Here is an 18101-nt window from a genome sequence, read left to right on the forward strand (position 1 = left end):
CCTTATTGAGGATCAAGGTTCAGTTTGATGTTGGTTTCACGCTCACGTCTTTGAACGCAGGCTTTTTCGTCTGGATTCCATTCCAAGCCGGTACGGGGATCACAAACTCCGGTAGTTTCCCGTGGTTTATCGTTTTTCTTTTTGTAGGAACCCGATTGGGAAGCTCCGGAAATCCCGCTTGTGGACACTGCATTGCGGCTGTTGATCAAGTCGGCCATCGAGTTGCCGAGGACAATCACCTGGTTGACCATTTCGAGATTTGCGTTTCGAGCGCCGGAGTTGTGATCCCAACTGTCCTGAATAGTGCCCGATTGCATGCCGCCGAGCTGCTGAAGCCATGAGGCGACATTAGCGCCGCTTTCCTGTGTTGCCTGCGTCGTTGCCATCGAATTGATGGTCGAATCTCGCATACCGGAATAGGCGGTATCACCGCCGCCATAGTTCATGGGCAGGTCCTTCGAACCGCCGAATGCCGGTGTCCATTTTTGCGTGATGTTCCGGACGTAACCCTGTGTTTCTTTGAAGGGTGGAATGCCGCCGTATTTGTTAACGTTGCCAGCGCCTGCATTGTAGGCTGCAAGGGCTAGGTTCGCGTTACCGTTGAAACGCTTGAGTTGCTGTTTTAGATAGCGAGCGCCGCCACGTAGGTTCTGTTCAATGTTATGCGGATTTACACCCAACTCTTTGGCGGTATCAGGCATCAACTGTGCCAAACCGATAGCGCCCACGCCGGATTTCGCGCATGGACTAAAGCGGCTTTCCTGATAAACGAGACCAAGAAAAAGATTTTCGTCCACGCCTTCTTCGAGCGCTACCCGTTTGACCAACCCGGAAATTTCAGGGTTGGCCTTGGCGGCTGCGACTGGATCATCCTTCCGCCCCGGTCGATAGACAGCACAAGTTACACTCTTATTGAGTGAAAACCTGTCCTTATCAGTTTTCTCGATTTCGGACGTTTTTTTGTCACGGACTGTTCGCTCAGACAAATTAGGATCGTCAATGACCGGAACGCCACCTGCCCACGCAGAAAGCGGCATAGCAGCTGACGCCAAAAATATGCATAAAGCGGCTTTCCTATGCATCATTCTTCTCCCATCCGCAGAATTTAGCCAACCAGTTTTCAGGCTCGTCGCCGTATCGTTCCCGCAGCGCGGCACATTCCTCGACGGTTTCTTTACGACCCGACAGCACTTGGACGAGATCGGGCATGTTGGAGAGGTCGAGACGGGCAATGACGGAGTCATTCCCATGCTTGACAAGGAAAGTTCGCTTTTCGGGCGGGGTGTTTTTGATGAAGTTGAATTCTTTAACAGTCAGGCCAAAGCGCTTGATGTAGCTCTCTTCATCCGCGCGCGGGTTAGGGAAATGGATATTCGTGGCCGACTGTTCGATAAGGGTGTGAGACGCCTTTGCCTGGGCGATATCTGCCGCGGATTGTGTTCCAAAACCAACAATACCGTTGAGCTTACGAATGGTCTTCATCTTGTCGATAATGAAATGACTGAACGTTTCGTCCATAAGCAGCTGCCAGCCTTCGTCCATAAAGAACATGACTGGATCGCCGTTCAGCAGTTCATCGAGACGATGATAGAGGTACATCAGCGCAGGCGTGCGAATGTCCTCGTTACCGAGAATATTCGTCATATCAAATCCAAATACACTGCGACCCGAAAACGACAGCACATCATGCTGCGCGTTGAACAACCACGCCTTTTCACCGTCGATCCAAGGGCGCAATCTTGATGCAAGGTCATTCGCGTCTGCACGTGATCGTCCAACTAAGAGACCCGAAAGGTTCGGCAAATTGCGCTGTGCTGCAGGCTCTTCCATGATACGAGCAATCGCCCGTTCCAGCGTATCGGCGTCCTCTTGGCTAAAGTCGCGTTGATCGCTTGATCGCAACATCGATTTCAGCAGGCGCAGCAGGAAATCACGATTTGGACCAGTGTTTTCCAATTGAAGCGGGTTAAATCCAGTCGGCGTCCCCGGCGATAGGACTTCGTAAGCTCCACCCATGGCGCGCACGAAAATCTCAGCGCCTCTATCCTTGTCAAAAAAGACAGCTTTGGGAGTAGGACTGACACGCATTGCTTGCGCCAGCAAGAATGTCAGGGCGACAGTCTTGCCGGAGCCGGTGGGTCCTGTGACCAGAAAGTGGCCGATATCACGACGATGAAAATTAAACCAGTAGGGAGTTTGCGACGTGGTTTCGAGTATCGTGATCGGCAAGCCCCAATGAAGATTATCCGATTGACCTGACGCGAAATTGTGCATTGAGGACAGGCCAGAAAAATTTCCCGACGACAACATGGCCTTGCGCGCTCGATAGCTGTGGTTTCCCGGTAGCTGCGCCCAAAATGACGCTTCAAGATTCATGTCCTCGCGAAGCCAGTTGATATTCATATCTGTCAGGCAGCTGCCGAGTTCGGAGACTGCTTTGCTCAAGCCATCCAAATCGCGGGATAGACAAAGCAACGAGAAATGATGAATGCCGAAAACAGCCTCCTGGTTCATGAGGCTGTTAAGCGCAAAATCGATGTCGCTTTCCACTGCACTGCCGGCTTCATCCGAAGCAGCAATCTGGCGCTGGAGACGAGTAATACGCTCCTGTGCGATTGGCTTGTCGGAAATGGTAAAACTTTGAGTCAGGATGAATTCATGATTCACTTGCAGTAGCCCGTCCAGCATTCCGGGACCGGTATAGGGTGGATACTCCTTTATGGAGAGGATTGCTCCGTAGCGATTATCTTCATCGACGGCGGCTTGCGTTTGCATGGCTCTCTTGCCGAAATGCAGACGTGACGTTCCGACGTAATTTCGAATTCCCATCCGCGGAAGGCGCATTTTACGTGGTACGCCGCAGGTTAGAATGGTGTTGATGAACTCGCACGGTTCAGAATATGGCTCCCCATCGCGATAGGTGATGCCAAGCTCCCGCGCGCCATATTTCTGCAGCTCGCGGGTCATATTGGAAACGAGCTCTTCGAGCTCGGTCACTGTTTCACGTGTTTGTTGTTCTCGGACTTCCGCTCCGCCGGACCGTGTCAATACCCGGCCTATAACGTCACTCAAGCCGAGAGCGCCACGCATATTGGTTCGCACGATGGAGAGATATATTTCATTGGCGAACATGCGCTTATGACGCAACTGGCTCATATAACGACTATTGAGTTGTTCGCAGAACGGATCATCGAATACGCCGCCAATTTCAGAGTCAACCTGTCGGCGAATAACAGTCGACCAGACAGAGAAGCGGCTCGAACCAAGCGCACGAATAATCGTATTCTGCACATTCGAACGCATATTGAGTTCAGCCTGATCTTCAGTTTGGAAAAAGAGGCCATCAAGCTTTATGACCGACATGATAGCGCCGTTTTCCAAGCCGATCACCGTATCTGACATATGTCTTAGATACGGGATATGCGTTGCTATAGGCCGCTCATTATGAGCGACCTTGCCAAATCCGAGTTCTTCCCTGACGACTTTCAACATTTTCTATGGTCCGTACGAATTAGTGCCCCAAAAGGACTTGTTGCGTGTGCGGGGCGTTTTGCGCGCGGTGACTTCAAGAACATCGAGGATCTTGTTGTCCCATGCGCAGAGGGAGAAGAGCACCACATAGCTGATCGGGGCCAGGAGCAGCGTCCAGAAGGATTTGCTGACTAGCCAAGCGATGATTGTGATCCCAATAACAACGACGACTGCCATGTACGGGACGCCCCACATTGTTGGGGATCGGGTAAGACCGATAACCAATGGGGTTAGCTGTGGCTTCACATCCTCGTATTCAGCCATTGTTACCTTCCAACCGTGCTAATCAGTTCGTCGACAATGGATGGCGCGCCGAAAACTAAGCCAATGCCGAGGATCACACCGCCAGCAAGAAACCACGAAAGTCGGCCCGCAAAGGCGAGGAAACCGAGTGCCATAACTGCTATGATTGCAAACAGGCGGCCAATTGGGCCGCTGATAAATTCAACGATGGCTTGAAATACTGTTTGAATGGGCGCGAAGGCACCACCAACGCCGCCTGACTGTGCCAGCGCCAAATCCGCCCCGACAATTTGCGCGGCAGCCACCAAACCAAGGCAGACTGCCAGCTTTGAAGCGCTGATATGCCAAGCCTTATTCTGTTCGCTGATCATCCTTCTCTCCTTTAAAAATGCATCACGCCACCAACGAAGGTGCCGGCTTTCTTGACTGCAATGACCCCGGATTGATTTTCGCTTGCCACGACCGGCGGGGATTTCCGACTGCCGCCAACGAGCTTCTTTTTCCGCGCTGGCATAGTTACGCCAAGCTGATAATTGACCACCTTTGCGACGTAACCGACTGTTTCCTTGAATGGTGGAACGCCGCCGTACTCATAGATGCGGCCTTCGCCTGCGTTATAAGCAGCGGCAACAAGCAGGGGGTTTTGGAACTCGTCCAAAAGCACCCGGAGATACTTAACTCCGCCTTCAATATTTGACGCCGGATCGCAGACGTCGCGGACGCCGAAGCGCTCAGCGGTTCCCGGCATGAGCTGCATTGGCCCGCGTGCGCCCTTGTCTGAATTGCGGGAACGATCGAATTGGCTTTCTGCCCAAGTTATGGCGGTAGCAAACAGAGCATCAACTTGATGACGGCGAGCAGCCTGTTCGACGAGTGATTTGACTTCCTCTGGTGTTAGCGGGGAGGGGCCGCATTCGGGAGTGGATACAGCGGCCTGTTTGGTGGGAACAAAATCACCTAAAAGGGAAGATTTATCCGGAAACGGTATAGCCGAATTGGTAATATTCGACAGCGAACCAGTAGCTGCAACGGCGCTAGATATATTGCCAATATGGTTATCGTATTTAACGCCGCCTCCACTTTTTTCACCAGCTGAAACTACGCCATCAGAGCCCACGACAAATTCTTTGCTTTTGCTTGTACCGCGGCGGTCGAATACGGTTAAATCAGACGGCGATCCGGATGCGTTGTGTGTTGCGGACTGGCCGTCGCCATCTTGAGCGAAAGGCGCAATTGCCCCTCTTTCTTCTGCGCAACTGGCGGCAATCCCGAGCGGGATGGACAATGTGGCGCTTAGTAATAGCGCTTTGATTGAAAGCCTCTCCATACTAGCCCTTTAGCTCCTGTCGCAGACCTCATATGCGCTGTTGAGGTTGCAGCGAAAACCGATTAAGTTCACAATAGCATGATACCGATTTGGCTAAGTGATACATGCTTTTTCACAAATCATAAACCCCCTATTAGCAGGGAAAACGAATAAGCAAGACGGTAAGGGCTAGAAAATGAAGAGAACCATCGCAATCGCAATGAGCAGTTGTATGTTGGCAACAGCCGCAATCGCCGCACCAGCAATCAACAAGGATTACATCAAGTCGCTGGCATCGCCGGGGAAGACCGTGCTTGTCATTGAGTATTATGACGGAGACGGAAAGGTTACGGCTCGAAAGGGGTTTGCATCTGCTTCGGGCTATAAGGCGACTTCACCGACCGAATTTCGGGTTGATGATAAGACCGTACTTAATCTGTACGGGCTAGAAGCCTGCAAAGGCGAAATGGTCAACCGCAAGGATGATTTTGCTGGTTCTTGCACTGACTACGCCAAGCAGCAGCTGCAGATCATGTTGCAGTCGCCGAAGGTTCTCTTTTGTCGAGCATTTGTAAGTGAAGAGAGCGCACCCAAACAAAATGTGACGTGCTACGGCTATTACAATTACCCCGGAAGCCTGGACACCGTTGATATGCTCGAAGAGCAACTGCTCTCTCTCGGCGCGCTCCGCATTGCGAAATCGAAAGACGGGAAGCTAGAGCGTCCCGACTTGGAGAAGGCGCAGAAGATTGGAGAAGACGGCTCCTATGGAATGTGGGCCGATCCGCGGGTGAAGGCCCAATGAAGCCAGCCCTATTATCGCTATGTATGCTCCTTTTCTCGCCAACGGCTTTTGCCGCGCCGGAGGGATATTTCGACCTCCAGCCGGGCGTTACTTTGGAATCTGGCGATACGTGGGTCTCTGAAGGTCAGCGCTATCGCCTCTATGGTGTTCAGTCATGCCTTCGAGGAACTGCTTTCACTGATACGACCGGAAACAAGAAGGACTGCGGTGAGGCGTCGCTTGCCGTATTCGCCGCTTATATCAAAGACACCAAACCGGTGTGCGCTCCCGTAGCGCAAACTGCCGATACTTCTTATGTCATTTGCTACGCCACAATCGGCGGAAATCGCCTCGATTTAGCGACGGTGTTGATTACGAGCGGCTATGCCTTTGCCGCGCTGAAGGCTGAAGGTCTTCCCTATTATCCAGCATACGCTGTGGCCGAACAGGAAGCTCGTGAGAAGCGGGCAGGCCTCTGGCAATTCGAAGACGTTCAGCATCCTGCCATCCTGTTGAGCAAATCGGCAAACGAACGGACGAGGAATGCCCAACAATGAAATATCTGATTGTAGCAATATCATTTGCCCTCGCATCGACACCAGCATTCGCAGCTGATGCTATTAAACGCGCGCCCGCTGCCAACTTACCGGTTCAACCTAGCCAGCCGGTACCGCTTCCAATCTTCAAGGGTCGTGTCGCGGTTATTGATGGTCGGACCCTCTGGTTTCCCACTTATGCCCAACGAGTTCGGTTCGCGGACATTGATGCGTGCGAATTGCCTCAATGGGCGCTTGATCCGAAATGGACGAACAGGGACGTCACGAAAGCACCGCCGCCTGTACCTTGTGGCCCCTTTGCAAAAGCATGGCTCAAAAGAGGGATCGGGGCGTCCGCCGTCTCCTGCGCTGTTGCCGGCTATGATGCTGAAGGCATGGCACGAGCGAGATGCACATCACGGGGACGCGACCTAGCTCTCGAAATGCTTCGCGTGGGTTGGGCGAGGGTGGATTCGCCCTACCTCAGCCATCCTCAATATATGGGCTATCAGCGGGCCGCTATGTCGGCGCGATATGGCATGTGGGCGACCTATGTTCTGGATATGAACGAGTGGCGACGAAAGACCGTCGATAAAACGCTGGATCGTCAGCCAATCGCAGATTTCAACCTACTCCTAGAGCGAAAAAGCGAGATATCTCCCCCGTATGCCGATGCGCACAGAAAACCAAAAAGGACAGACCGATAGTTGTCGGAGATCGCTCATATTGCGCTCAATTTCGCGCGCGATCCCATGGCCTGCTTGTTGCTGGCCATCCTGTTATCGTTTTTGCTCATTATCCCGTCGTCGAAAATCTGGTGGGTCCACGGCACAATCGCGGCCCTTTTCCTCACCGTATCGCTGTTTTTCCACGAACAACAGCAAATGTCGTTCGATGCGTTCTTGATCGGCGTCTTTGCCTATCCAGCTGTATGCCGCGATATTCCAAATCAGCTCCTGGTCTATCGCGTTGGTATTTACTGGTTTTCTGCGTTCACACTTATCGCCCTATGCAGCTACGCGGCCGGAGATCTCGTCACACGGTCCCCCTTACACGCCCAAGACATGTTGCCTACCGAGTTAGTTTCAACTGCTACAATATGAGGATGACCTGAAATGAAGCAGTTTCTGTTTGCACTCGCTGGCCTTGGCACTATCGCCGTGATGCCATCCGCTGCAATAGCGCAGGACACGGGAGGGACGCCATCTTGGGGCTGCCAGGTCCTTTTGTGCGCAGCATCATCAAACCCTTCGTGGCATGGTGTCCCTTATTGCGTCCCGCCAATGACCAACTTGATCAAGGCCATGGCAAAACCGCGTTTCTCATGGCCAATTTGCCATGAAGCTAAGTCTGGCAAACCCGGATATCAGCCATACGAGGATTGCCCATCTGGTTTCAAGGAAGCCAGCAATATGAGTGATCGCGGCGCAATGCTGTCCAACCGCTGCGAAAAGACAGTCAACACCTGCACCAACAAGATCAGGGAACAGAACAAAGAACTTCAGCAGTACAAGGATGTTCAATATCGAGACATTGGCAACTCGGATCGCGGAAATAGTTGTCGAAAGGTTGTCTCCATTGCTCGTCCAATGCGAAAAGACCCTTACTTTTTCGACATTCCCGATTATCAAGGTTTGAAGGGGCGCTATTGGTTCAACTTGAAACTTTAAGGAGCTCTAATGAATCAGAACGCACTTCTCGCACTGGCAGCAAGCGCCGGCATCGCTGTTGGCGCGGGCGGTACTTGGTTCGTAGTCTCCAACGCTTCGAGCAACGCAACAGCCATTGCAAAAGCCGATATCGTTGCAGCGATCAAGGCCGACCCTACACTTTGTCCCGTTCCCGATGAGCCAGCGGCGAGCGCCAAGCTCGATGTGCCAACTCAAGCTGAAGCATTGCTTGCCGTAAGGAAGCTGGAAGAAAAAAATCCGCTCTTATGGGACAGAAGAGAACTCGAAAACCTCTCTGTCTCGTTGGCGAATTGTTGGCCAGTCGACGGTGCGACCGGCATGGTCGAATGCGTAACCAATGTCAAAAAAACCCGTCGGCACAAACTATCGCGAGAACGGTTGGATTTGCCAAGGATCAATCATCCGGCGAATGGATTGCGACAGACCGCAAATAGAAGAAGCCCGCTAGCGGGCTTCCAAAGCAATCACAATTTCTTATCGACGCTTTTCAAAACTGATGCCATTTCGCCCCGTGCGAGCGTAATCCGCCCGGAGATAAGAGAAGCGGCGAGATAGACCAGTTTTCCGATGGCGTCATCCACATCTTGCGGCTCATAATCTACGATCCGGCGCGGATCTTCCGCTAGCGATGACATATCCAGCAGTCGTTTTGTCGGGCTATAGTCGCATAGGTCAACGACATTGGTTTCATCCCGCCAATCCAATGTATCTACAATAGCATCCATAATGGCCTCCGAAATTCATTTTCAGAAGATGGGTGATGCTCGTAAGTGCAATCCTCGAAACTGATGCCTAGTTGATAGCAGCACGATACACGATCATTAGTAGATCAATGCTTCTTACTGCCCGATGCCCAGTTTCTCGCCTCCATACACCAATTTTCTGACGAAACAGTCATCCCAAAATCCAAGTGATAAAAATGTTGATTAAGGCATCCCACACGATAGGATAAGAAACACTGCGAAACGAAACGAAATATGAGCCGCTAAGCTATTGACAAAGAACGGAAAGTTTTTTCTCCCGCCACCGAAGGATGGGAGCGACTTCAAAGAATTGTTCAAGCTCATTGTCGCCGCCGGTGCTGGTCGCCCGCTAGTATCCGACGGTCATACGGCAGGTCCATGGACGCCAGAGCTTTTGGCGGAGGCCATAACGCATGTGGATCCTAAGCGGATTGGCGTCGATCTTCGAACGGTTCAGCTCTGGTTTCAGGAGAATGAAAAAGGCATAAGCACGACCAACATCGGGTTGCTGGCAAGAGTTTTAAGTTGTGGTGATACGGTTGCTACAAGCGAATGGAGTATGGAACTCAGCGCCGCACACTCTCGGCTTGTCGCTAAAAGACGTGAGCAGAAGAAGACTGAAACAGCCGAACCGTCGGAGCCAGCCCAAGTTGAAACCCGCCTTGCAACATCGGACTCTGCAAACGATAACGATGGTAAGCGATGGAATCTGACTAGATGGTCAGAGAAGCTTTTCGGTGAGGGGTCTCCACTGAATCTGTCTGCCTCGGTTTTTGCTGGAATGTCGGCTCTCGGGTTCCTTTCGTACATCATTGGCATTCACAACGTAACATTCACCCGATCAGATGGCGTGATCAAGCAGGTCGGATTCCTTTGGGCGGCGAACTGGACCCTCGTGTTCATGGTGTTTCTTCCGGTCTTCCTGGCCTTCGTTTCCGAACTGGTGCATTCGTGGAAGCAGGAGGAACGTCGTCGGCATTTCGATGGCACACCCGAGGACAGCGACCGGGCATGGCGTGATATTATCGACGCCTCATCGGGTTCGTTTTGGGCGGTCTTCCTAATCTGTTTGCTATTTGCCGGTGTGTTCCAGTGGATCGGCGTCTGTTTGATGCCTCTCATCAAAGGGGGAGGTAATTACGCGACCGATTGGGGCACAGTCGCTATAGTCCGTCCTGAAATCGTAACGATACCTGTTGCGATCTTTTTCACGGCTCTCGCCTACCTCTATATGTGCCTATCGTTTTATCTTTTTTTCGCCGGTCTTATTCTGCTCTATTCGGTCATCAATGACTTCTGGAAAATCGGCGGCGCGGCAAAATCAAGGACACGCTTGGAGGTGGACGATCTAAGTGATACCGGGTTTTGGGTTATGCAGTGGGTATTCCGCTGCACACTGTTAGGTATGCTGATCGCTACCGTTATGAAGCTGCAAAGCTCTTATCTGGCGTCAAATGGCACGAGCATCGTTGCATGGGTGATTAGCGACCTTTCATCGATCCTATTCGAGCGTTCAGATGTGTACAGTCGCATTAGCTATCGGATGCCGACACACTACAGCAGCCTGCTCATCGCAATATCGACTTGTTTTGTTTTTCTTTATGGTGTGCTCCGCGCAGGATCTGGAAGTCAATATAGAGTGGTTTTTTGGAAAATGACCGCAGTTGTCGCGCTACTATTCGCAAGCTATTTGTCTATCGACGCGTTTTCCGGCTTTACGGTCCTGATGTTTGCCGGGCTCTTAATCGCTATTTACAGCTTATTTGATCCGGCCTTCGGGCGCGGGCGTGCGAGTGAGGTTAGCAATCAAAGTGTTTCATAGTTGGCTTGATAATTGGGATGAGAAACGGGCACGACGCGGAGAAGACGCTAAAAAGGCAACGATCGTCAGTCTAGATGCAGAACGCGCGTTTCCGGGCGCTGCGAATGTTTCCAATATCGAGGAATTCTGCAAGCTCGGGGTGCAGGCAGCTGCCACGCCATCGTACTTCAGAGTGCCACTCGGCAACGATAATGATTATGAGCGGGCAGGGGATTTCCTCAAATTTCCATCTGACATTTCGACAGACGTTGAGGAAAATAACCTGGTCTGGTCGAAGATCACCGATAGCGGGTCGCGGGACAAGGCACTGGTGATATTTCATCATTGGAACGCACGATCCCGCAACCGACAAATAGCGGGTTACTTGTCCAAAAGGGGCATCACGGTCGTTGAGATTGCTTTGCCCTATCACTTCGAACGCAGCCGTCCGGGGTCCCACTATGCTGATTATATGCTTAGCGCGAATCTCGGTCGAACGATCCAGTCTTTGCGGCAGGCCGTGTGGGATGGACAGAAGCTCATTCGTTGGCTGAAAAGCGAAGGGTATCGAGAAATTTCCGTACTCGGAATGAGCCTCGGTTCGTGGGTCGCAGGATTGGTAGCAGCCCATGACACCAACGTTAAGAAAGCCTCGCTGTTTCTCACAGCCGGTAGTCTTGCCGGTATGGTTTGGACCGGGCGCGCAACGCGGGCCATACGCGAAAGCTTTGAGCCTACAATAGACCTGTCTCATCTGCACAGGGCTTGGGCACCGCTCGATCTCGGAAATTACGCCTACAGTCTTGCCCGACCGGCATTGGATATTCAGATTGTTTTGGCCAAAAGAGACAAGGTTGTACTACCAGAATTGTCAATTGCTCTGTTGGAAAGTCTGAATAATGCTGGCGTAAATCCGAGTGTTCTGCAATTAAACTGTGGTCACTATTCACTTGCCATTCCGCCGTACATTTTAGTCGCCGGAGTAAATCTGAAACGGTTTTTGTCGCAGTCTGGCAGTCTAGATCGTCGGACGTGACCTAGACTTTGATAATATTCATCATCTAGGGGGCAGAACAAGATTAGCTCAAAATCGTACGCTTAGATCGAACGGAAGAGGAACGCCACCTCCGGCCTGGCGCAGGATGGCAAGAATTTGCGGTTCGCTGAATCTGTTCGTCTTCATCAAAATCTCCTCGATCGTATTGCCGAGAAAATTCTACTTTTAAAGCCCGTTGATTGCCGGAGGGAATACCGTAGAACGCGAGCGCCGTGCGAAAGTTATAAATGCAGAGGGTGAACGTAACGGCCCGATTGCTACCGCCTGTTGAAACAAGGTCTCGTGACGTAAGACACGTCTTTAGCGACGTCGTTAATGACGTGTCTTGAGATTGAGATAGACGATGCGGATGGAGATACTGGGCCACGAACGCCGACGTCGGTGGCGGACCGAAGAGAAGCTTGCGATAGTCAATTCGGTTGGGGTTGATGGGGCGACCGTAACAGAAGTTGCGCTACGTCACGATGTATCGCGGCAGCAGATTTATATGTGGCGTAGTGAGTTGAAGAGGAAGGGGCTTCTGCCTGCGTCGGTAGAGGCGTTGTTTCTTCCCGTTGATATGACCGCCACGCGGCTTGGCTCTGAGCCGAATAGCTCCGTCAATGTTGCAGCCTCGATGATCGAATTGCAATTGCGCTGCGATCGGCGTCTTTGTTTTGACAGCCAAATGGAAGGTGCGGTGTTGACACGGCTGATCCGGGCGGTGGAACAGGCATGATTGGACCGGGCACCGGCGTTCGGGTTACCTTGCCTGCGGCGTGACAGATATGAGGAAGGGCATTGAGGCCTTTCGATGTTGGCACAGGATGTCTTGCGCCAGAAGCCAACTGGGGGAGCTGTCTTCGCCTTTCGTGGGCGGCGTGGTGATCGGGTGAAGCTCCTGTACTTTGATGGCCAGGGATTTTGCCTTTACTATAAAATTTCTGCAGAAAGGCCGTTTCCCCTGGCCTTCAGCGGCCGATGGGTCAGCTCGACTGACAGCAGCACAGCTGGCGATGCTATGGGAAGGAACAGACTGGAGACGTCCGGACTGGGGTGCTCCGCCGGCACGTGTCGGTTGATTTTATCTTACTGAAACTACTTGTTTTTATGGCGTTCTGTCCTGATTTATGCTAGTCAGGCTCATGTCGAATGCGAGCTCAATTCTTCCTGATGATCCAGCCTTTCTGAAGGCGATGATCACCGCCTTGCAGGCGGAGAATGCGAAGATGTCGGCGGCGTTGAAAGCGCATGACCACCTGATCCAAGGTTTGAGGCTGCGCATTGCCCGGCTGAAGAAACAGGTCTTCGGCAAGTCTTCTGAAAAGATCGAGCGAGAAATTGCGCAACTGGAACTGGCGCTGGAGGATCTGTTGATTGCCAGTGCCGAACACGAGACCGCGCCCGTCGAAGAGCTTGAAAACGATACGGCTTGTGGCCCGGAGGAGACTTCACAGTCCCGGCCACTGCGTCGACGCCCGCGTGTGTCGGAAAATGCCGTTCGCGAACGCCGGGAACTGGATCCCGGTCATTGTTGTCCTGCCTGCGGCGGAGAATTGCGCCTTGTCGGAGAGGATGTCAGCGAAATCCTCGATATGATCGCAGCGACGATGAAGGTCATCGAGATCGCCCGACCAAAGAAGTCGTGCCGTTGTTGCGAGAAGATGGTGCAGGTTCCTGCGCCCAGCCGCCCGATATCGGGCAGCATGGCTGGTGCCGGGCTTCTGGCCTATATCCTGGTCTCGAAGTTCGACGATCACCTGCCGCTCTATCGCCTCAACGAGATATTCGCGCGGATGGGTGCCGATATACCAGACAGCACACTGGTGGACTGGTGCGGTCGTGCCATGCAGGTGCTCCGTCCGCTGATCGAGCGTATTGAGAAGGAGATCATGAAGAGCGATGTCCTCCACGCTGACGATACGCCGATCCGGGTGCTGGATAGGTCGCTGCGCGACAAGGGACTGGGCAAAGGTGTGAAGAAGGGCAGGATCTGGACATATGTCCGCGATCAACGTCCATGGGCAGGCGGCGCACCGCCGGGTGCGGTTTATTACTTCGCTCCCGACTGGAAGGAAGAGCACGTCCACCATCATCTGCGAGAGGCGAGCGGCATCCTTCAGGCTGATGGCTATAAAGGCTATGCGAAGTTATATGAGCCGGGATCGGACGGGAAGCGCCGCTTCCGCGAAGCTTCCTGCTGGGCACATTGGCGGCGTGACTTTCATGACATCTGGACCGCGAACAAATCCGAGATTGCGCGCGAGGCTCTCGATCGGATCGGCGCGCTGTATGATATCGAGCGGGATATTGCAGGTCGGCCCGCCGATGTACGGCTTGTCACGCGTCAAAAGCACAGCAAGCCAAAGGTCGAGGAACTGCGCGCATGGGCGGAAAAGCAGTTGCTTCGCATTCCGGGCAAAAGCGAACTGGCGAAGGCTTTGCGCTATGGGCTGAGCAGATGGCCGTCATTATCCCTGTTCCTGGAGGACGGGCGTGTGGCCATGGACAACAATGCTGCGGAGCGAGCCCTGAGGCCGATAGGAGTAGGACGCCGGAATTGGTTATTCGCGGGCGCTGATACTGGCGCAGAAACTCTGGCACGTGCCATGACGATCATCGAAACGGCGAAGATGAGCGGTCTCAATCCGCAGGCTTATCTGGCCGATGTGCTCGACCGCATTCATGATCACAAAATCAATCGGCTCGATGAGTTGCTCCCTTGGAACTGGAAGCCTCTCGCAGCAGAACACGCTGAGGCAGCCTGATGGCGACGGTCAGATTTGTCTTCACGCTCGACTATGTTGCCGAAATGCTCGAAGAGGATGTCGATCTTCTTCAAGCGATCATCTACAATGACGACAACCTGACCTATGGCAATATCATCACCGTCGTAACCGGCGACGATCAAACCACTTCCGCTTTGACGGACGACGGCATCGATGAACTCAGACAGTTGCTGGCCGACGCACGCAAATCAGCCGCAAAATGGCAAGAATTCCTCGAATGCTTTGTCGATGACGAAGAGATCGTCGCCCGCGTCAAGACATATTCTCCACGGTAACAATCGGGCCGTTACGGGTGAACAGCATGCCGCACAAAAGCTTCTCGAAGCAGCTCAAATACTCGCCAAACAGCCAGAAGCGATGCAACTTCGGTACCTGAGCACACTCAATATAATCGCAGGCGAGAAGAGTTCCTCGATAATATTCCCGTTTCCAATGGAACTTGGTAATCTAATTCGGCGCCTGGAAACAGATAAGCCTCGCTCCTGATATTGCTTCCGAATACAGTTATGCAGCATGCTGACATAGAACGTCCAGCTCTTCCCTCATTCTCGCCGGCTTTGGCAACAATCAAATGCCTGCCTGTGGAGCAACGGGAGTGTTTGAACAAGCTCCTCTCCAAAGGACAATCTGTCCCGAGACCAGAAAGAGGTAAGCCGCTAACTCCATTGTTTCTTCTATCACCTGAGCATGTCCTGACCACCAGTTAAGGGACAATCCCAAATGGTGTTCGGCCGCCGCTGACGCAATCATGGATACAAAGAAACCGAGAAAGTCGAAGAACGGCAACTTTCGCGATTGGAGCAAAATACAGAGGCTATGCCACGGCTTTGAAAAGTAAAGACCGACGCAGGAAGCAATAATTATAAGGAAGACGAGTGGGGTTCTTGCGGGATAGTAAGAGAGCTGTGAAGAAGAAAATTGTGGGCCCAGTTCTGAGGCCGCAATAGGCTCCAGGAACACTGCACCCCAGCTTACTTCGCGTGCAATCAGAATACACCAGAGTGGGAGAATTGACAGCCAGAACAAGCGATGCATACTCGAAGATCGCAATACCAAGCGAATGCAAAACGCTGCTCCGACCGCTAATACGAAGACCTGCATGTTTTCCAGTATTTGATTTTCCCAGCTAATCCATAGAGGAGAGATAAGACTGATTGGGAAGCTCAAGAGAAACGCTGCGACGCCCGCCCACCGCCAGAAATAGGGCCATACGAAAAATTTGTGATGCTTTAGCTCGACTGCTTTCGCGCTTTGTTGCATTTTGATTTGAGTACCCTAATTATTAAAATAATACACTGCGACTGGTTTGCTACTGTCGCAACCGCTCAGGTTAATGGCATTCTCGCCACGCGATCTTTTGCGCGCATATTTTCAGCAAGAAAGAGGCTATGACACACCACCCCCCCATGAAAAACATCTGAGTGGGTAGTGATATGTCAAAATCCATAAGGATGCCCGTGATGCCCGGGCCCGCCGCAGTACCAAAGACCATTGCGGCAACTACAACTGCACGAATACCCCCCAGGTTCGCTAGTCCGTATACTTCGGGCCACAGCGCACCACTTAGCGTAGATGTAAATCCGTTACTGATGCCAAGCAGCAGCATAAACACGTAAACGCCCCATATAGGGGTGATTATTGCCACTCCAATTGACGCTACAGCCAAAGGAAGCAGGAAATACGGTAGTAGTTTTAATGCACCGAAGCGATCGATAAGATAACCGCATACAAAGCCAAAAATTACTGTTGTAACAGACATAACGACATAAGCCGCAGCAAAGGCGAGTGGGTCGTAGTCGCGGATTGTAATCAAATACCCCTGATGGAAAAATATGACGGTCCCGATGAAGGCCGGAGCCAGAGTGCCTATCAAAAGCAGATAGAAGACCGGATCTCTTAAGACTTCGCCGCGCGTCCAGTCACGCGCTGTTCTCTCCCTGGCGGCAGCAATTTCACGCGATTGCGGTACCCTCTCCTTCCGCATCAAAAATGTTACCAAAGGCCAACCGATCAAAGCAAGGACGACGGCCGAAGCAAACCAGCCAGACCTCCAGTCACCATGCCATTGTGCTATAGCTACAATTATAGCGGGTAAAACTGCTGTGCCCACCTGTTGCCCTGTTGTGATAAACGCCATGGCTCGTCCTCTATTGGCAACGAACCAACGGCCTGTTTCTGTGAAAGCAATTTCAGTCATCATTCCCTGGCCGAACAAGCGAAGGAGGTAAATTGAAATCGTTAACAGCGTTATATTGGGCGCAATCGCGATCAGAATACATGCAATAGCAAGGCACGGCATACTGAATGCGACGACTTTCCAACCGGACATGAAATCGAGAGTTCGACCCAGCCATGGCAAAGTGAGTGCGCTGGCCAAGGTTGCCAACATGTAAAGGCCGCCAAAACCGCCACTTGAAAGATGAAAGATGCGCTGGATCTCGTTGCCAGACAGCCCAATGAAAAACGTCTGCCCGAAAGAGGAAAACAACATCAAAAGAAAACCGCTTGTTATCCAGCGGCTGTTAATGCGCAAGAAGTGCACGTTGTCCCTAAAGTATTCTGACATATTGTTCCTATGCCCGATCTTTGGGGGAAAATCGGGCGCGTTCTTGCGATGCAAGCAACAATTGATCGATTATTCTTGCCAGATCCACGAATGTGTCGGCTTCCTTGATCAACACTGGTAAGGGTGCTATTGCTTCAGGCGCCCTTAATGTCGAAACCAGAGTTACTTTTGAACCCCTCTCACGCAATGCAGCGAAAAGCGGTATCAGTTTAGCATCACTTGCAAGGATAATGCAGTGCTCGCCTTCTTGCATGCTGGCTTGGGCATCGACTGCCAGTTCTACGAGGTTAGTACCGTACCGTTCGCGCGGTTCATTGTCCGAATGCTCCCGCCCTTTCACGGCAAAACCATTATGGCACAGCCATTTTAACAAGCCCTGCTGGCGATCAGCCTCCTCGCGGTTTCGCAAATCCCGATAGTAAAATGCTTCTATAACTGGTTGGTCACCATTTGCGATCACTGCGAGCTTCGCTAGATCGAAAGATCCTTCAAATACGCTTCGCAGCCGGTCGTAGTGACTACCATCTACAAAAAATCTTGTGGTTGCAGAACCTTGAACCATCTTCTCCTCCCACTGAAATTTAACGGCTACAGCGCACACATGTTTGAAAGACAGGATCAATCTCCAGACGCTTGATCGCAATGGGTTCGCCGCACTCGACACAGTATCCGAATTCCCCGTCCCGAATTTTCGATAAAGCGCGTTCGAGGGCCACTTTTCGATCTTGCCGACGACGCGTCAGATCCTGAGCCATGGCCTGCTGCTGAATGGCATCCATACGGGAAAGCCGCCCCACACTTTGCTGGTCCAGTTCAACTGGCGCCCGATATTCCTTGCTTTCGTCGATCAGCCGAACAATCTCGTCCAATTCCGCACGGATGCGTCGATCGAAAGCTTTGATGATATCAGGGTCTTCAGTCGTTTTCACGAATGATCTCCAGTAAAAGGGAGGGCGGACCCACGTCCACTCATTCAGTTTTTAACGGAAGATAATGATCGGCACCTTGCAGGAGCGGATTGTCTCCGTTGTTGTGGAACCGATGAACAGGTTGCGGAGCCGCGAATGACTGAAAG

At 52.1% G+C, this 18101-nt stretch carries 21 protein-coding genes and 2 pseudogenes; 14 read left to right on the plus strand and 9 right to left on the minus strand.

Features of this window, described 5'->3' with window-relative positions; all coding sequences use genetic code 11:
* Positions 1 to 2: 2 nt before the first annotated feature.
* From KWJ32_RS24135 to KWJ32_RS24155, 5 genes are read right to left on the minus strand one after another with little or no spacing between them, the layout of a single operon-like run.
* A complete protein-coding gene (locus KWJ32_RS24135) occupies positions 3 to 1037 on the minus strand; it encodes a lytic transglycosylase domain-containing protein (RefSeq protein WP_256886412.1) in 1035 nt (344 codons plus the stop codon).
* 37 nt (positions 1038 to 1074) lie between these two features.
* Positions 1075 to 3492, minus strand: a complete 2418-nt coding sequence (locus KWJ32_RS24140; RefSeq protein ID WP_256886407.1) for a VirB4 family type IV secretion/conjugal transfer ATPase — start codon at positions 3490 to 3492, stop codon at positions 1075 to 1077.
* Positions 3493 to 3495: 3 nt separating this feature from the next.
* Positions 3496 to 3795 carry a VirB3 family type IV secretion system protein gene (locus KWJ32_RS24145; RefSeq protein ID WP_011982849.1) on the minus strand — a complete coding sequence of 100 codons (300 nt, stop codon included), beginning with the start codon at positions 3793 to 3795 and terminating at the stop codon, positions 3496 to 3498.
* 2 nt (positions 3796 to 3797) lie between these two features.
* Positions 3798 to 4145 (minus strand): TrbC/VirB2 family protein, encoded by a 348-nt coding sequence (locus KWJ32_RS24150; RefSeq protein ID WP_256886408.1) that lies wholly within the window; start codon positions 4143 to 4145, stop codon positions 3798 to 3800.
* Positions 4146 to 4156: 11 nt separating this feature from the next.
* Positions 4157 to 5101, minus strand: coding sequence for a lytic transglycosylase domain-containing protein (locus KWJ32_RS24155; protein WP_256886409.1), 945 nt, complete (start codon positions 5099 to 5101; stop codon positions 4157 to 4159).
* Positions 5102 to 5276: 175 nt separating this feature from the next.
* Here KWJ32_RS24155 and KWJ32_RS24160 point away from each other — a divergent pair, with 175 nt between their 5' ends.
* From KWJ32_RS24160 to KWJ32_RS24225, 14 genes and pseudogenes are all read left to right on the plus strand, one after another.
* Positions 5277 to 5885 carry a hypothetical protein gene (locus tag KWJ32_RS24160; RefSeq protein ID WP_256886410.1) on the plus strand — a complete coding sequence of 203 codons (609 nt, stop codon included), beginning with the start codon at positions 5277 to 5279 and terminating at the stop codon, positions 5883 to 5885.
* The gene (locus KWJ32_RS24165) at positions 5882 to 6421 is read left to right on the plus strand and encodes a thermonuclease family protein (RefSeq protein ID WP_125303408.1); all 540 of its coding nucleotides are present in this window, start codon (positions 5882 to 5884) and stop codon (positions 6419 to 6421) included. The genes KWJ32_RS24160 and KWJ32_RS24165 overlap by 4 nt, the downstream gene beginning before the upstream one ends.
* Positions 6418 to 7107, plus strand: a complete 690-nt coding sequence (locus KWJ32_RS24170; protein WP_125303406.1) for a thermonuclease family protein — start codon at positions 6418 to 6420, stop codon at positions 7105 to 7107. Before KWJ32_RS24165 ends, KWJ32_RS24170 begins: the two co-directional genes overlap by 4 nt.
* Positions 7108 to 7503 (plus strand): hypothetical protein, encoded by a 396-nt coding sequence (locus tag KWJ32_RS24175; RefSeq protein WP_125303405.1) that lies wholly within the window; start codon positions 7108 to 7110, stop codon positions 7501 to 7503. It abuts the gene before it with no gap.
* Between the two features lie 12 nt (positions 7504 to 7515).
* Positions 7516 to 8070: a hypothetical protein gene (locus KWJ32_RS24180; RefSeq protein ID WP_125303403.1), complete on the plus strand. Its 555-nt coding sequence runs from the start codon at positions 7516 to 7518 to the stop codon at positions 8068 to 8070.
* A 9-nt stretch (positions 8071 to 8079) separates the two neighbouring features.
* Positions 8080 to 8646: a hypothetical protein gene (locus KWJ32_RS24185; protein WP_235824500.1), complete on the plus strand. Its 567-nt coding sequence runs from the start codon at positions 8080 to 8082 to the stop codon at positions 8644 to 8646.
* A gap of 438 nt (positions 8647 to 9084) precedes the next feature.
* Positions 9085 to 10656 (plus strand): hypothetical protein, encoded by a 1572-nt coding sequence (locus KWJ32_RS24190; RefSeq protein ID WP_256886411.1) that lies wholly within the window; start codon positions 9085 to 9087, stop codon positions 10654 to 10656.
* Positions 10646 to 11671, plus strand: a complete 1026-nt coding sequence (locus tag KWJ32_RS24195) for a dienelactone hydrolase-related enzyme (RefSeq protein ID WP_125303280.1) — start codon at positions 10646 to 10648, stop codon at positions 11669 to 11671. The genes KWJ32_RS24190 and KWJ32_RS24195 overlap by 11 nt, the downstream gene beginning before the upstream one ends.
* Before the next feature lie 370 nt (positions 11672 to 12041).
* Positions 12042 to 12410 (plus strand): transposase, encoded by a 369-nt coding sequence (locus tag KWJ32_RS24200; protein WP_185758046.1) that lies wholly within the window; start codon positions 12042 to 12044, stop codon positions 12408 to 12410.
* 75 nt (positions 12411 to 12485) lie between these two features.
* Positions 12486 to 12538: pseudogene (locus tag KWJ32_RS24205) on the plus strand (hypothetical protein); the annotation flags it as partial.
* A 44-nt stretch (positions 12539 to 12582) separates the two neighbouring features.
* Complete coding sequence (tnpB, locus tag KWJ32_RS24210; protein ID WP_256886413.1) at positions 12583 to 12753, plus strand: transposase; 171 nt, start codon at positions 12583 to 12585, stop codon at positions 12751 to 12753.
* 63 nt (positions 12754 to 12816) lie between these two features.
* Positions 12817 to 14439 (plus strand): IS66 family transposase, encoded by a 1623-nt coding sequence (locus KWJ32_RS24215; RefSeq protein ID WP_125303271.1) that lies wholly within the window; start codon positions 12817 to 12819, stop codon positions 14437 to 14439.
* Entirely contained in the window at positions 14439 to 14735 is a 297-nt protein-coding gene (locus KWJ32_RS24220; protein WP_125303268.1) for a hypothetical protein, read from the plus strand. Before KWJ32_RS24215 ends, KWJ32_RS24220 begins: the two co-directional genes overlap by 1 nt.
* Before the next feature lie 16 nt (positions 14736 to 14751).
* Positions 14752 to 14946 (plus strand): annotated as a pseudogene (locus KWJ32_RS24225) (slipin family protein); the annotation flags it as partial.
* Between the two features lie 81 nt (positions 14947 to 15027).
* Here the strand turns inward: KWJ32_RS24225 and KWJ32_RS24230 are convergent.
* From KWJ32_RS24230 to KWJ32_RS24245, 4 genes are all read right to left on the minus strand, one after another.
* Positions 15028 to 15720 carry a hypothetical protein gene (locus tag KWJ32_RS24230; RefSeq protein ID WP_125303265.1) on the minus strand — a complete coding sequence of 231 codons (693 nt, stop codon included), beginning with the start codon at positions 15718 to 15720 and terminating at the stop codon, positions 15028 to 15030.
* 70 nt (positions 15721 to 15790) lie between these two features.
* Positions 15791 to 17026 carry an MFS transporter gene (locus KWJ32_RS24235; protein WP_125303262.1) on the minus strand — a complete coding sequence of 412 codons (1236 nt, stop codon included), beginning with the start codon at positions 17024 to 17026 and terminating at the stop codon, positions 15791 to 15793.
* Between the two features lie 7 nt (positions 17027 to 17033).
* On the minus strand, positions 17034 to 17588 hold the full coding sequence (locus tag KWJ32_RS24240; protein ID WP_125303259.1) for an NYN domain-containing protein: 555 nt from the start codon (positions 17586 to 17588) through the stop codon (positions 17034 to 17036).
* 19 nt (positions 17589 to 17607) lie between these two features.
* A complete protein-coding gene (locus KWJ32_RS24245; RefSeq protein ID WP_125303256.1) occupies positions 17608 to 17955 on the minus strand; it encodes a TraR/DksA C4-type zinc finger protein in 348 nt (115 codons plus the stop codon).
* Between the last annotated feature and the right edge of the window lie 146 nt (positions 17956 to 18101).

The organism is Ochrobactrum sp. BTU2, from assembly GCF_024539785.1.
Classification (GTDB): Bacteria; Pseudomonadota; Alphaproteobacteria; order Rhizobiales; family Rhizobiaceae; genus Brucella; species Brucella anthropi.

Excerpts from the sequence above, each read along its gene's own strand:
- KWJ32_RS24135 (WP_256886412.1), bottom strand. The coding sequence starts at position 1,037 with ATGCCGCTTTCTGCGTGGGCAGGTGGCGTTCCGGTCATTGACGATCCT.
- KWJ32_RS24140 (WP_256886407.1), bottom strand. The coding sequence starts at position 3,492 with ATGTTGAAAGTCGTCAGGGAAGAACTCGGATTTGGCAAGGTCGCTCAT.
- KWJ32_RS24145 (WP_011982849.1), bottom strand. The coding sequence starts at position 3,795 with ATGGCTGAATACGAGGATGTGAAGCCACAGCTAACCCCATTGGTTATC.
- KWJ32_RS24150 (WP_256886408.1), bottom strand. The coding sequence starts at position 4,145 with ATGATCAGCGAACAGAATAAGGCTTGGCATATCAGCGCTTCAAAGCTG.
- KWJ32_RS24155 (WP_256886409.1), bottom strand. The coding sequence starts at position 5,101 with ATGGAGAGGCTTTCAATCAAAGCGCTATTACTAAGCGCCACATTGTCC.
- KWJ32_RS24160 (WP_256886410.1), top strand. The coding sequence starts at position 5,277 with ATGAAGAGAACCATCGCAATCGCAATGAGCAGTTGTATGTTGGCAACA.
- KWJ32_RS24165 (WP_125303408.1), top strand. The coding sequence starts at position 5,882 with ATGAAGCCAGCCCTATTATCGCTATGTATGCTCCTTTTCTCGCCAACG.
- KWJ32_RS24170 (WP_125303406.1), top strand. The coding sequence starts at position 6,418 with ATGAAATATCTGATTGTAGCAATATCATTTGCCCTCGCATCGACACCA.
- KWJ32_RS24180 (WP_125303403.1), top strand. The coding sequence starts at position 7,516 with ATGAAGCAGTTTCTGTTTGCACTCGCTGGCCTTGGCACTATCGCCGTG.
- KWJ32_RS24185 (WP_235824500.1), top strand. The coding sequence starts at position 8,080 with ATGAATCAGAACGCACTTCTCGCACTGGCAGCAAGCGCCGGCATCGCT.
- KWJ32_RS24200 (WP_185758046.1), top strand. The coding sequence starts at position 12,042 with ATGGAGATACTGGGCCACGAACGCCGACGTCGGTGGCGGACCGAAGAG.
- tnpB (WP_256886413.1), top strand. The coding sequence starts at position 12,583 with ATGGCCAGGGATTTTGCCTTTACTATAAAATTTCTGCAGAAAGGCCGT.
- KWJ32_RS24215 (WP_125303271.1), top strand. The coding sequence starts at position 12,817 with ATGTCGAATGCGAGCTCAATTCTTCCTGATGATCCAGCCTTTCTGAAG.
- KWJ32_RS24220 (WP_125303268.1), top strand. The coding sequence starts at position 14,439 with ATGGCGACGGTCAGATTTGTCTTCACGCTCGACTATGTTGCCGAAATG.
- KWJ32_RS24230 (WP_125303265.1), bottom strand. The coding sequence starts at position 15,720 with ATGCAACAAAGCGCGAAAGCAGTCGAGCTAAAGCATCACAAATTTTTC.
- KWJ32_RS24235 (WP_125303262.1), bottom strand. The coding sequence starts at position 17,026 with ATGTCAGAATACTTTAGGGACAACGTGCACTTCTTGCGCATTAACAGC.
- KWJ32_RS24240 (WP_125303259.1), bottom strand. The coding sequence starts at position 17,588 with ATGGTTCAAGGTTCTGCAACCACAAGATTTTTTGTAGATGGTAGTCAC.